Raw genomic sequence first — 14,413 nt, forward strand, 5'->3', positions numbered from 1 at the left:
TCATTTCTGGTAGGGAACATACGGCAAGTTTAGCCTGATTTGCAGTCCACCTAAATCAGAGTGACGCGCAGAAATCGTGCCGCCGTGCGCTTCAACGATATTTTTACATATGGCCAGTCCCAAACCGGAGCCGCCGCTGGCGCGATTGCGCGAGCTTTCCGCGCGGAAGAAACGCTCAAACAGCTGCGCCAGCTGCGTCGCCTCCACGCCGGGTGCGCTATCGGCAAAATCCAACTGCCACTGCTCTCCAGAGAGCGCCATGCTAAGCTGCACGGTGCCGCCTGCGTCGGTGTAGCGCAGGCTGTTTTCCAGCAAATTGGTAAACAGCTGCATCAGCCGATCGGGATCGCCAAAGCTCTCGGCCTCAGCGGGCAGGGCAAGCTGCAGCGTCAGGCCGTGGCTGCGATAGCGCGCGGCAAAACTGCCCGCGACCACTTCCAGCAGCTGCACCAGCTCCACCGGCTGTTTGCGATAGGCCAGCGCCCCCGCATCCGACAGCGAAAGCTGATGCAGATCCTCCACCAGCTTGGTGAGCACCACCACTTCGCTTTGCAGTGAGGCCACGGCCGCCTGCGTCAGCGGTCGCACGCCATCCTGCATCGCTTCTAACTCGCCGCGCAGGATCGCCAGCGGCGTCCGCAGCTCGTGGGAGATATCGGCCATAAATGCGCGGCGGTTACTCTCATTCTTTTCCAGCGAGCGGGCGAGCTGATTAAAATCGCGCGCCAGCTGACCAATCTCATCGCTGCTATCCACTTCCACGCGGGTGGCAAATTTGCCCGCGGCCAGGTGGTGCGTACCGTCCACCAGCCGCTTTAACGGCGCCAGCAAGCCGCGTGCCAGCAGCCAGGTGACCAGCGCGGCCAGCAGCGTGGTTAGCGCGACAATCATCCAGCTGGTTTGGCGCTGCTGGCGATCGAAATTGATGTCGGTACTGCGGGTGAGCCGCTCGGCAGGGGAGGCGATGACCCAGCCCACCACTTTGCCATTGCTGGTGGTGATGCTGCGTCGAGACCCTTCCGGCGGCACCGGGGCGCGCGGGCCAGACAGCACCTTATACTGCTGATCGATGATCCAAAACTGGGTGCGCCAGCCGTGCGGCGGCAGCTGATTGCCGCTGCCAGGGTTCTGCTCCAGCGAGCGCAAGATGGTGAAAATCAGGCGATCGTTATTGCGTAAAAAATCCCAGCTGCCGTGCTGCTCGTACTGGTCGGCCAGCGCATCACTCAGCAGAGTGAGACGCTGCTCGTTGCCGCGCTTAATATAATCCACAAAACCGTGCTCAAAGCTGAGGCGCACGCCCCAGTGCATGGTAATAATCACCAACATGCAGGTTGAAAAGATGGCGATAAACAGTTTGGCGCCAATGCCGAGTCTGACCGGCTGTTTCATGATTTTCTCCTGCGGGTGAGTACCACGTTTTTACTGATGTCGCGGGGAACACGCCAAAACACCAGCGCGGGCAGCGCGATAATGACCGCCATACAGAGCCAGCTGTACATAAATGTCTGTTGCACCGCCGCACCGTTGCCCAACGCGCCATGGCTAAAGGCCCCGAGCAGCAAACCGGCCACGGTCACGCCGATGCTCATGGCCAGCTGCATCACCATGGAGAGCAAGCTGTTGCCACTGGAGGCGAGATCGTCCGGCAGATCTTTCAGGGTTAAGGTATTCATGGAAGAGAAGCGCACCGCATTGACCATGCCCTGTAAAAACAGCACCAGCGGCAGCAACCACCACACCTGCAATAGCGCCACCAGCGGAAACAGCAGCACCACGCCCGCAAGCGCCAGGGTCGCGCCCACTAGGGCCCGGCGATAGCCAAACCGGTTTACCAACTGCACGACTGCCCGCTTAACGCCCATATTGCCCAGCACCATGGGGATCATCATCAGCCCGGCGTGAAACGGGCTGAAGCCGAGGCCGACCTGCAGAAAGATCGGCGTCATGAACGGGAGCATGCCGCTGCCGATGCGCCCGGTTAAGCTGCCCAGCAGACCGATACGGAACAGGCGGTTATCAAACAGCCGCAGGCTGAACAGCGCGCGCGCGTTGCCGCGGCTGTGCCACAAATACAGCAGCAGCGCTGACACCCCAGTGACCACGAGCACCGCCAATCGCCACGTCGAGTCGCTGCTGCGCGTGCCATCCAGCGCCAGCGTGAGCGTCGCCATACCGATAGCCAGCAGGGTGAAGCCGAGGAAATCAAAGCGTCGCGGCGGCAGCGCGCCGTTGGGCAGCAGCAGTAAGGCAGCCACGGCACCGACCATGCCCACCGGAATGTTGATCAAAAAAATCCAGTGCCAGCTGGCGTACTCCACCAGCACGCCGCCCAGCGCCGGACCGAGCAGCGGGCCGATTTGCCCCGGTAACGTCACGAACGTCATCGCCGACATATACTGTTCGCGCGGGACAATTTTCATGACCGTCAGGCGGCCCACCGGCACCAGCATGGCGCCGCCGATGCCCTGTACGACACGCGCCAGCACCAGCTGATCGCGGGAGTCCGCCAGGGCACACAGCAGCGACCCTAAGCTAAACAACACGATGGCGCTGCAAAACACCTTGCGCACACCAACGCGGTCCGCCAGCCAGCCGCTGAGCGGCAGCATCACCGCGACCGTCAGCACATAGGCCACAATCACCGCATGCATTTGCTGTGGACTGACGTGGAGATCGCGCGCCATCGACGGGATCGCCGTGTTGACGATGGTGGTGTCCAGCGTCTGCATAAAGAAGCCGAAGGCGACAATCCACAGCTGCCAGCGCACGCTGGCGGGTTGCGTTTCCACATTCACTCCCCAGCCCGGTTTTTACCGGGCGCGCGTCTCATTAAGGTGGGCCACTGTTTTACGTCGGCGGCTCAGCTTATCCATCATCAGGTAGACCACCGGCGTGGTGTAGAGCGTCAGCAGCTGGCTCATCACCAGGCCACCGGCGATAGTAATGCCCAGCGGTTGGCGCAGCTCCGCACCGTCGCCGCGGGTCAGCACCAGCGGCAGGGCACCGAACAGCGCGGCCAGCGTCGTCATCAGGATTGGCCGAAAACGCAGCTGGCAGGCCTGGAAGATCGCTTCACGCGGCGTCAGATTACGGCTGCGCTGGGCCTCAAGGGCAAAGTCCACCATCATGATGGCATTCTTCTTCACGATGCCAATCAGCAGCAGAATACCGATAAGGGCGATGAGGCTAAACGGTGTGTTAAACAGTTTTAGCGCCAGCAGCGCGCCCACGCCCGCCGAGGGCAGGGTGGAGAGGATGGTCAGTGGATGCACATAGCTTTCGTACAGGATGCCCAGCACGATATACACCGCGGCAATCGCCGCCAGCATTAGCCACAGCTGATTAGACTGGGACTGCTGGAACACCTGCGCGGTCCCGGCAAAGCTGCCGCGCACGCTGGACGGGACGCCCAGCGCCGTCATGGTACGATCGATGGCGTCTGAGGCCTGCGACAGCGAGACGCCTTCCGGCAGGTTAAAGGAGACCGTAGAGGCCGCCGACAGCCCCTGATGGTTGACCGACAGCGGGGCGTTAGCCGGCTGCCACTTAGCAAAGCCGCTAAGCGGGATCGCCGCGCCGTCGCTGTTGATAACAAACATCTTATCCAGCGCGCTAATATCCTGGGTGTAACGCGGATCCACTTCCATCACCACTTTGTACTGATTAAGCGGCTGATAAATGGTGGAAATTTGCCGCTGTCCGAAGGCGTTATTCAGCAGCGCGTTCGCTGCCGACACGTCAATGCCTAGCTGCGCCATGCGGTCGCGGTCATAGGTTAACGCCATTTCACTGCCGTGATCTTGCTGGTCTGAGTTGACATCGGCCAGCTCCGGCAAGGCTGCTAGCGCTTCGCGAATTTTGGGTTCCCACGTGCGCAGATCGGCCAAGTTATCGGACAGCAGCGTGTACTGATAGCTGGCGTTGGATTCGCGCCCGCCAACGCGGATGTCCTGCACGGCGTTCAGATAAAGATTGGCGCCTGGCTCTTTTGCCAACTTGGTGCGCAGGCGAGCAATCACCGCTTGCGCATTCTCGCTGCGCTCAGAAAGGGGTTTGAGCGCCACAAACATCAGGCCGCTGTTGGTGCCCATGCCGCCGGTAAAGCCGGTCACGTTGTCCACCGCCGGATCGGCTTTGATGATGTTCATGAAATCCAGCATTTTGCCGCGCATCGCCTGGAAGGAGATGCTTTGGTCGGCCTGAATAAAGCCGTTGAGTCGCCCGGTGTCCTGCTCGGGCATAAAGGTCTTTGGTACGCTAATAAACAGCCAGACGGTGAGCGCCACGGTGGTGATCAGCAGCAGCAGCACCCAGACGGCATGGTTCAGTACCCAGCGCAGCGATCGCGCGTAGCCCTGTTGCACGCCGCTCATCAGGCGAGCGAAGCCCCGTGCAGGCGGGGTGTCGTGCACGGCGCGCGGCGCGCGCAACAAATAGGCGCACATCATCGGCGTCAGGGTAATTGAGACGAACAACGAGATCAGAATTGACACCGACAGCGTAATAGCAAATTCGGAGAAAAAGCGCCCGATAATGCCGCCAATCATCAGCAGTGGCAAAAATACCGCAATCAGTGACAGGCTCATCGACAGCACGGTAAAGCCCACTTCGCGCACGCCGGTCAGGGCGGCCTGCAGCGGCTTCATGCCCGATTCGATATGCCGCGCGATATTTTCCAGCACCACAATCGCGTCATCCACCACAAAGCCGGTGGCGATGGTCAGGGCCATCAGCGAAAGGTTGTTGAGGCTAAAACCGCACAGATACATGGCGGCAAAGGTGCCGACCAGCGACACCGGCACAGCCGCCGCCGGGATCAGCGTCGCGCGTCCGTCGCGCAGGAACAGGAACACCACCAAAATCACCAGCCCCACTGCGATAATGAGCGATTGCTCTACCTCGTGCAGCGACGCACGAATGGTGGGCGAGCGGTCTTGCGCGATCTGTAAATCGATGGCGGCGGGGATCACATCATGCAGCAGCGGCATTTCCGCCCGAATCCGGTCCACAGTATCAATGATGTTGGCGTCAGGCGATTTGCGCACCACCAGCAGCACCGCAGGTTTGCCGTTGGTCAGACCGGCGTTGCGCACATCCTGTACGGAATCCTGCACGGTGGCGACGTCGCTCAGGCGCACCGCCGCGCCGTTGTTGTAGTGCACCACCAGCGGCTGATACTCCGCGGCGGTTTGTAACTCACTGTTGGTTTGCACCTGCCAGCGCTGCTCAACGTCGTCAATGGCACCCTGAGGGCGTCGCTGGTTGGCATTGCTGATGGCGGTGCGCACCGCGTCGAGGGAGACGCCCTGATTAAACAGCGCCTGAGGATTGAGATCGACGCGTACCGCCGGTAACGAACTGCCGCCCACCGTCACGTCGCCCACGCCTTCCAGCTGTGACAGCTTTTGCGCCAGCTGGGTAGAGGCGTAGTCATACAGTTGGCCCGGATTGTAGATATCCGAGGTCAGGGTAAGGATCATGATTGGCGCATCGGAGGGATTCGCCTTGCGGTAGGTTGGGCGGCTTGGCATACCGGAGGGCAGCAGGCTCTGCGCCGCGTTGATGGCCGCCTGCACATCGCGCGCCGCGCCGTTAATGTCGCGGTTGAAATCAAACACCAAAATAATACGCGTCGTGCCGAGCGAGCTGGTGGAGGTCATTTCACTGACGCCCGCAATGCGGCCCAGCGAGCGCTCCAGCGGCGTCGCCACCGACGAGGCCATGGTTTCCGGCGAGGCGCCCGGCAGCGAGGCAGACACCATGATCACCGGGAAATCCAGCTGCGGCAGGGGCGCTACCGGCAACAGGCGAAAGCCGAGAATGCCGGCCAGCGCAATCGCCAGCGTCAGTAACGTGGTGGCAACCGGCCGATGGATAAACAGCGCAAAAAACCTCACGACCGCGCCTCCGCTCTGCCAAAACGACGCCGCGTGGCGTGTGCCAGGCGATCAAACAGCAGATAAATCACTGGGGTGGTGAAGAGCGTCAGGATTTGACTGAGGATCAGGCCGCCCACCATGGCAATGCCCAGCGGATGACGCAGCTCGGCGCCGACGCCGGTGCTCAGCATCAGCGGCAGCGCGCCGAGTAGGGCGGCCAGCGTGGTCATCAGAATTGGGCGAAAACGCAGCAGGCTTGCCTGATAAATCGCTTCACGCGGCGGCAGACCTTGCTCTCGCTCGGCGGCCAGCGCAAAGTCAATCATCATGATGGCGTTCTTTTTCACGATGCCGATCAGCAAAATAATGCCGATGATGGCGATGATATCCAGCTCGTTGCCGCTCAACATCAGCGCCAGCAGCGCGCCGACGCCTGCGGTGGGCAAGGTAGAAAGAATGGTGATCGGGTGAATAAAGCTCTCGTACAGCACGCCCAGCACGATATACATCGCCACCACGGCGGCGACAATTAGCCACACGGTGCTGCTCAGGGCGGCCTCAAAGGCCAGCGTACTGCCCTGGAATTGGGTCATCAGCTCGGCGGGCAGGCCAAGATTGGCCTCAGCGGCCCCCACGGCTTCCACCGCATCGCCCAGCGAGTAGCCGTCCGCCACGTTAAACGAGAAGGTCGCCGACGGGAACTGATCCAGATGATTCACGCTGAGCGCCGCCTGGCGCTGCTCCACCTGGGCGATAGCGCTGAGCGGCACGCTGCCGCCGTCGCTGCTGTTGAGGCGAATCCCGTCCAGGCTGGCCAAGCCCGGCGTAGACGCGTTGTTCTGCTCCAGCACCACGCGGTATTGGTTGGCCTGCGTATAGATGGTGGAGACCAGCCGCTGTCCAAAGGCGTTGTACAGCGCGTTATCCACATCGGCCATGGTGATGCCAAGGCGGCTGGCGCTGTCGCGATCCACGCGAATATAGGCTTCCAGGCCCTGATCCTGCCAGTCGCTGCTGACATCGCGCAGCTGCGGCAAGCGCTTCAGTTCGGTCAACAGCTGCGGCACCCAAGTGCTCAGTGAGGCGAGCGAGCCGGATTGCAGCGTAAACTGGTACGGCGTGCGGCTCGACTGGGTCTCAATGGTGAGATCCTGCACCGGCTGCAGCCACAGCGAGACGCCGGGAACGCGATCGATCGCCTGCTGCAGGCGCGCCTGCACCGCCGGGATGCGGTCGTCACGCTCGCTCAGCGGTTTGAGATTGATCTGCAACCGCGCGCTGTTCAGCGCGGCATTGGTACCGTCCACGCCCACAAACGAGGTCAAACTTTGCACCGCCGGGTCCTGCATAATGCGCGAGGCCACATCGCGCGTGCGCTCTGCCATGCTGGCATAGGAAACCGACTGCGGCGCCTGAAGCGTGCCCTGAATAATGCCGTTGTCCTGCTGCGGGAAGAAGCCTTTAGGAATGAGGATCCACAGCATCACCGTGAGCGCCAGCGCGCCCAGCGCCACCGAGAGCGTGAGCCACGGATGGCGCAGCACACGCGTCAGCGCGCGGCCATAGCGGGCAATAATGCGCTCAAACATCGCCTCGCTGGCGCGCGAAAAGCGGTTTTGCTTGCGCAGTGATTCCGCGCTGAGCATGCGTGCGCACATCATCGGCGTCAGCGTCAGGGAAACCACCGCCGAGATCAAAATCGCGATCGCCAGCGTCATGGCGAATTCGCGGAACAGCCGCCCAATGACATCGCCCATAAACAGCAGCGGAATCAGCACGGCAATCAGCGAAAACGTCAGAGAGATAATGGTAAAGCCGATTTCGCCTGCGCCTTTGAGCGCCGCCGTCATCGGTTTTTCCCCTTTCTCGATATAGCGCGAAATATTTTCAATTACCACGATGGCGTCATCCACCACAAAGCCGGTGGCGATGGTCAGCGCCATCAGCGTCAGGTTATTGATGGAAAAACCGAGGAAGTACATGGCGGCGAACGTACCGATCAGCGAGAGCGGCACCGCAACCGCCGGGATAAGGGTGGCGGGCACGTTGCGCAGGAACAGGTAAATGATCATCACCACCAGCGCCATCGCCAGCAGCAGCTCATGCTGAGTATCCGTGACCGAGGCGCGAATATTGGTGGTGCGGTCGGTGAGCAGCTTGACGTCTACCGATTTCGGCAGCGAAGCGGTCAGCGACGGCAGCAGCGCACGAATGTTGTCTGCCGTTGCAATGATATTGGCACCGGGCTGGCGCTGTACGTTGAGAACGATCGCCTGTTGACGATTAGCCCACGCGCCCAGCCAGCGGTTTTCTGCCCCTTGTTCCACCGTGGCTACGTCACCGAGCCGCACCGGCGCGCCGTTTTTATAGCTGACAATCAGCTTACGGTAATCCTCTGCCGAGGTGAGCTGGTCGTTAGCCGACAGCGTAATCGAGCGTTCTGGACCGTCCAGGCTGCCTTTGGCCGAGTTGACGTTGGCATTGGTAATGGCGGTGCGCACGCTTTCACTGGTGAGGCCGAGGGCTGCCAGCGCCTGCGCATTCATTTTTACCCGCACCGCCGGACGCTGCCCGCCAGAAAGCGTCACCAACCCCACGCCGCTCACCTGCGCGATTTTTTGCGCCACCCGCGTTTCCACCATGTCCTGCACTTGGGTCAGTGGCATGCTGGTGGTGGTGACCGCCAGCGTCATGATCGGCGGGTCTGCCGGGTTCACTTTGTTGTACACCGGCGGATTGGGCAAGTCGCTGGGCAGCAGATTGCTGGCAGAGTTGATCGCTGCCTGCACTTCTTGTTCAGCGACATCCAGCGCCAGCGACAGCTGGAACTGCAAGGTGATCACCGAGGCGCCGCCGGAGCTCTGCGACGCCATCTGCTTCAGCCCCGACATTTGACCAAACTGGCGTTCAAGCGGTGCCGTGACCGACGAGGTCATGACATCTGGACTGGCACCGGGATAGAGGGTGACCACTTGAATCGTTGGGTAATCCACTTCCGGCAGCGCCGAGACGGGCAGGAAGCGATAACCGAGCACGCCCGCAATCAGAATGGCGATCATCAGTAGCGTAGTGGCCACCGGGCGCAGGATAAATAAACGCGATGGACCGCCGCTGGCGTCGGGAGGCATAACCTGCATTATTGACGCTCTCCACGGGCCGGTTGGGTGGCGCGCGTATTCTGCGTGGCGGTGCTCTGCGGCGCGACAATTTCCACCGTGGCGCCTTCAGTCAGGCGATCAAGACCGTCAGTGACCACGCGGTCACCCGGGTTCAATCCCGCGGCAATCACCACTTTCTCGCTGTCTTGCAGCCCGGCGGTAACGCGTTTTTTGCTGACCTTATTCTCACTGTTTACCACCCAGACAAAGTGGCCATCGTTGCTCATCTGCAGCGCAGCGGTGGGGATCACAACCGCATCCTGCAGCGTGTCAACCTTGAGGCGTGCGTTTACAAACTGGTTGGGGAACAGGGCATCATCTTGATTATTGAAGCGCGCTTTCAGCTTGATAGTGCCGGTAGTGGCATCAATCTGATTATCTACGCTGAGCAGCGTGCCCGTGGTCAGCAGCGTTTTGTTGCTGCGATCCCAGGCTTCGACGGCCAGCGGCTGGCCACTTTTTTGCGCCTTGAGGATTTGGCTAATGTTGTTTTCCGCCACGCTGAAAATCACGTCAATGGGATGGGTTTGCGTGATCACCACCAGCCCGTTGGTGTCGCCCGAGGTAACGTAATTGCCCATGTCCACCTGTTTCAGGCCTACGCGTCCCGCGATGGGCGCGGTAATGCGGCTGTAGGTGAGGTTAAGCTGAGCGCTGGCGACGCTGCCTTCATCGGCTTTCAGCGTGCCCAATGATTCACTGACCAGTGCGCGTTGGGTATCCAAATCCTGCTGTGACACCAGCGCGGTTTTCGCCAGCTTTTCATAGCGCGCCAAATCGCGCCGCGCGTTAGCCAGCGTCGCCTGATCTTTGGCCAATTGGCCTTGGGCTTGCGTCAGCGCGACCTGATACGGGCGCGGGTCGATCTCCGCCAGCAGCGCACCGGCTTCAACCTGTTGCCCCTCCTGAAAATGCAGCGCCATGAGCTGGCCGTCGACGCGACTGCGCACCGTGACGGTATTGGCGGCGGTCACGGTACCGAGCCCGCTAAGATACCAGGGGACGCTTTGGGTGGTGGCGGCGGCGGCCTGCACGGGTGCCAGCGGGCGACGGCCATTTGCACCGTGCCTGCCTCCCGGTTTTTCCTGCGCCTGCGGATCATCGGGGTGGGCGGTGTGCTGCCAGGTGTAATAGCCAGCTGCCAGCGCGGCAACCACGCCAAGGACAATCAGGGTGCGCGTAAAAGGCTTGTTCATGGATGTGTGTGCTCTCCAGCGGTTTCGTTTTCCCCACGTGCGAAAGCAAAAAGGTCATTTCGCAAACGAATGATTGTAGTCGCCCCAATCGGGCAAAAATTGAAGGAATTAAGAATATCGTTCCGCTCGCGCTAAGTATGTATGTTTTGTGAAAAACTCGCCCTAAGCGGGCATTTGCTACGCTTATACGCACACCGCTTTCAACGACCACAGGAGAGAAAGATGTCTCGACAGCACACGCGCCCGCTGGGCGATACGGGAATCCAGGTGCCGCTTTTGACCTTCGGCGGCAATGTTTTCGGCTGGACGGTGGACGAAAAAACCGCGTTTTCCCTGCTGGATGCGCTGGTGGAAAAAGGGCTGTTCTTTATTGATACCGCCGACGTCTATTCACGTTGGGCGCCGGGCAACCAAGGCGGCGAATCCGAAACCATTATTGGCAAATGGTTGAAAAAAAGCGGTAAGCGCGATCGCATTGTACTGGCGACCAAGGTGGGTATGGAGATGTCGGCGGAGAAAACCGGCCTCAAGCCCGCCTATATTCGTCAAGCAGTGGAGGATTCCCTGCGCCGTCTGCAAACCGACACCATCGATCTCTATCAGGCGCACCGTGACGATGCGGATACGCCGCTGGTGGAAACGCTGGGTGCGTTTGATGCGCTAATCAAAGCGGGAAAGGTGCGGGCGATAGGGGCGTCCAACTACAGCGCAGCCCGTCTGCAAGAGGCCTTGGCGGTGAGCCAGCAAGCAGGATTGGCCCGCTATCAAACGCTGCAGCCCGAATACAATCTTTACGATCGCGAGCCGTATGAAAGCGAGCTTGAGCCGGTTGCGCTGCAGCACGGTCTCGGCGTCATTAATTACTACTCGCTCGCCAGCGGCTTTCTCAGTGGCAAGTACAAAAAACCCGAAGATGCGCACAAAAGCGCGCGCGGTCAGGGCATCGTTGAGAGATACCTCACGCCGCGCGGCAAAAATATTGTGGAGTCGCTAGAGGATGTGGCGGCCTCGCACGATGCGTCTGCAACGCAGGTTGCGCTCGCCTGGCAAATTGCCCGGCCGAGTATCACCGCCCCCATTGTCAGCGCCACCTCACTTGCGCAGCTCGACGAACTGGTGAAGGCCACGCAGCTCACTTTGAGCAAGCAAGAGATTGAAGAGCTGTCCCGCGCGAGCCAGCCCTAAGCCCAGCGGGGCGCGTCAGCGCCCCGTTTTGCCTCACCAAATGTGCTTTTTGTTGAAAAAAAACGTTATTCATAGACCCTTATCACAGTTGCTGGCATTCGCGCCCTCATTGACACCGGCTGCGCACATATTTGCAAAAGTTGACATATCCTCAGCACTATCCTCTTTGCGATCCTTTCCGTTACCTAAAAAAAGCATAACGACGATGAAAACACATAAAGCAGTGCAGCCTATGCCCCGCCTGGCAGCGGGCACCCTAATGTTGGCGATGGTGAGTACCTCTGCCATGGCAGCCGACGCGTTCAGCTATGACTCACCCTACCTGTTTGGCGACTGGGGCGGCACGCGCACCCAGTGGGAACAGGCTGGCGTGAAGTTTGACGTTAACTACACCATGGAGAGCGCGTCTAACCTGGGTGGCGGGGCCGACTCCCACACTTCAATGCGCTACAGCGATCAGTGGGCGTTCGGGGCCAACTTCGATCTAGAAAAGCTGCTGAACTGGCAGGATGCGCAGTTCCAGATGACGGTGACCGATCGTAACGGCCGTAATATCTCCGATCAGGTGGCCGATCGCCGCACCGGCATGCTCTCCTCAACGCAAGAGGTGTATGGTCGCGGGCAGACCTGGCGTTTGACACAATTCTGGTTGAGCAAAGGCCTGTTTGATAACACGGTCAATCTCAAGGCCGGTCGCGTCACCGTGGGTGAAGACTTCGATAATTTCGACAGTAAGTTCCAGAACCTCGCCTTTGGTAGCGGGCAGGCAGGCAACTGGCGTGGCGATCGCTGGTTCAACTGGCCGGTGTCGCAGTGGGGCGGGCGCGTTAAGGTCAACTTCACCCCCGAGGTGTTCTTCCAGGTGGGCTTCTACAACCAAAACCGCGCGAACTACGATCGTGGCGACGGTTTCCGCCTTGATACCAGCCACTCCGAAGGCAATCTGGTGCCGGTGGAATTAGGCTGGAAACCGACGCTGGGCGTGGATAATCTGCCGGGCAATTACCGTATTGGTTATTACTACTCTTCGGCCAATGGCGACAACTACGGCAGCTGGCGTGACGGGGCGTATCAAGAGAAAAATCATGCCTATGGCGGCTACGTGCTGCTGCAGCAGCAGCTCACGGCGCAGGGCGGTGATGTTAGCCGGGGGCTCGGCGTCAGCGTGCAGGCGGTCATGAACGATCATAAAACGTCGAAAACGGACAACTATCAGTCCATCAGCTTTACGTGGAAAGGGCCGTTTGACGCGCGTCCGCAAGATGAGATTGGCGTCGGCGCGGCGCGCATTCACGTGAACAGCGATTACACGCGCGCGCTGCGTGAGCAGAATAACGCCAATGGTGAAACGGATTTTAACAGCCCGACCTATCTGCCGATTCAGGATGGATCTGAGTACAACTACGAGATCTATTACAATGCTCAGCTCACCAAATGGTTGCAGCTGCGCCCGAACCTGCAATATGTCGTCGCGCCCGGCGCCGTGAGCGAAGTGAAAGATGCCTTTGTCGGCGGCATTTCCGCAAACATTAACTTCTGATGCGCGTCGGCGCTGATGGACAAAAGGGCGGCGCTAAGGGCCGCCCTTTCTGTAGGGGGGAGCGGCAGGGCTGAAACCGTTAGCGGAAAATAACGTCCGCCCAGCGGGTCAGGCCAGCGGTCACGGAGCCAAAATCATCGCCACCGGCAATGGGGGTATCCGGCAGCGCCTGCTGCAGCGCGGCGCGCAGCACCGGTGATCGGGCGCTGCCGCCGGTGAGGTAAATGACCTCGGGTTTCGCCTCGCTGGTGGCCAGCGCGAGCTGAACCTGCTCCAGAATACGCGCCAGCGGCTGATTAATGGCCTCTTCCAGTACGTCGGTAGAGAGTGCGGCCCGCAGCGACGGCGCGATAAACCCCAATGAGGCTTCGGCGTGTGACTGCGCCGACAGCGCGATTTTACTCTCTTCTGCCGCGCGCACCAGCCGGTAGCTCAGCTTCTGTTGCCACACCTTGAGCAGGTGCGCCACTTGCTCAGCATCTTGCGCATCACGAATGAGCTCGCGCAGCTGTTTGCCGGTGGCGGCGGCGTAAAAATCACTCTGTGCGGGCACGTCGTTGATGGCCACCGCATTCCACCACGGCAGGGCGGGAAGGGCGGTGCCTTTCTGGGTTTGTCCGCCCAGGCCGAGCAGCGGCATCAGCGTTTTAAAAGCCAGCATAATGTCGAGATCGTTACCGCCCACGCGGCAGCCGCTGTGGCCCAGCAGGCTTGCACGCCGATCGGTTTGCTGACGCCATTGTGGTCCCATCAGCAGCATTGAACAGTCGGTGGTACCGCCGCCAATATCCACCACCAGCACGCGCGTTTCCTGCGTGAGCGTGGCTTCGAAATCGAGCCCGGCCGCCACCGGTTCAAACTGAAATTCCACGTCGCGGAACCCCGCGCGTTTGGCCGCGCGCAGCAAAATGCCCTGTGCCTGCTGGTTAGCGTCTTCGCCGCCTAAGCCTTGAAAATTGATGGGACGCCCAATGACCGCCTGTTCAATTGCGGCATCCAGCTGACGTTCACCCTGCTGGCGAATGTGCAGCATCATGGCGCAGACCAGATCTTCAAAAAACGCAATTTGTTGCGGCTTCAGGCCGTTTGCGCCCAGAAACGATTTGGGCGATTTTACGAACCATACCTCTTCCGGATCCACCATGTACTGCTGTAAGGCCGTTGATCCAAACTGCACGCTGCCCGGCAGCACCTCAATATCTTCATCGCGGTTATAGCGCAGCGCACGCTGCAGCAACGCCGCGCCTTCGCTATCAGGCGTCGGCACGTGGTGGTGACGATGCAGCCATTCGCTGATCGCCTCGCGGGTAGGGGCACAGATCATGGAGGGAAGCAGCGGCCGATCGTTTTCCAGCATCAGCGCGCGCGGCGTGCCATTTTCACTCACGGCGATAGCACAGTTGGCTGTGCCGTAGTCGAATCCAATAAACATTATTTTCCCCCATGCCCGAA

The 14,413-nt window shown here is 60.2% G+C and carries 8 protein-coding genes; 2 read left to right on the forward strand and 6 right to left on the reverse strand.

The window, feature by feature from the left end:
* Genes baeS through LU196_RS05170 form a run of 5 tightly spaced genes read right to left on the reverse strand, consistent with a single transcriptional unit; the run spans position 1 to position 10,236 of the window.
* A complete protein-coding gene (baeS, locus tag LU196_RS05150) occupies positions 1–1,392 on the reverse strand; it encodes a two-component system sensor histidine kinase BaeS (RefSeq protein ID WP_232759583.1) in 1,392 nt (463 codons plus the stop codon).
* Positions 1,389–2,792 carry a multidrug transporter subunit MdtD gene (mdtD, locus tag LU196_RS05155; RefSeq protein WP_232759584.1) on the reverse strand — a complete coding sequence of 468 codons (1,404 nt, stop codon included), beginning with the start codon at positions 2,790–2,792 and terminating at the stop codon, positions 1,389–1,391. Before mdtD ends, baeS begins: the two co-directional genes overlap by 4 nt.
* Before the next feature lie 21 nt (positions 2,793–2,813).
* A complete protein-coding gene (mdtC, locus tag LU196_RS05160; protein ID WP_232759585.1) occupies positions 2,814–5,900 on the reverse strand; it encodes a multidrug efflux RND transporter permease subunit MdtC in 3,087 nt (1,028 codons plus the stop codon).
* Positions 5,897–9,019, reverse strand: coding sequence for an MdtB/MuxB family multidrug efflux RND transporter permease subunit (locus LU196_RS05165; protein ID WP_232759586.1), 3,123 nt, complete (start codon positions 9,017–9,019; stop codon positions 5,897–5,899). Before LU196_RS05165 ends, mdtC begins: the two co-directional genes overlap by 4 nt.
* Positions 9,019–10,236 (reverse strand): MdtA/MuxA family multidrug efflux RND transporter periplasmic adaptor subunit, encoded by a 1,218-nt coding sequence (locus tag LU196_RS05170; RefSeq protein ID WP_232759587.1) that lies wholly within the window; start codon positions 10,234–10,236, stop codon positions 9,019–9,021. Before LU196_RS05170 ends, LU196_RS05165 begins: the two co-directional genes overlap by 1 nt.
* A 222-nt stretch (positions 10,237–10,458) precedes the next feature.
* Between LU196_RS05170 and LU196_RS05175 the strand changes: the two genes are divergently transcribed.
* Complete coding sequence (locus LU196_RS05175) at positions 10,459–11,421, forward strand: aldo/keto reductase (protein ID WP_232759588.1); 963 nt, start codon at positions 10,459–10,461, stop codon at positions 11,419–11,421.
* 205 nt (positions 11,422–11,626) lie between these two features.
* Positions 11,627–12,961, forward strand: a complete 1,335-nt coding sequence (locus tag LU196_RS05180; protein WP_232759589.1) for a carbohydrate porin — start codon at positions 11,627–11,629, stop codon at positions 12,959–12,961.
* A 79-nt stretch (positions 12,962–13,040) separates the two neighbouring features.
* Here LU196_RS05180 and yegD read toward each other — a convergent pair whose 3' ends face one another.
* Positions 13,041–14,393, reverse strand: a complete 1,353-nt coding sequence (gene yegD / locus LU196_RS05185) for a molecular chaperone (protein WP_232759590.1) — start codon at positions 14,391–14,393, stop codon at positions 13,041–13,043.
* Positions 14,394–14,413 lie beyond the last annotated feature (20 nt).

Source organism: Pantoea sp. Mb-10, from assembly GCF_021272205.1.
Classification (GTDB): domain Bacteria; phylum Pseudomonadota; class Gammaproteobacteria; order Enterobacterales; family Enterobacteriaceae; genus Pantoea.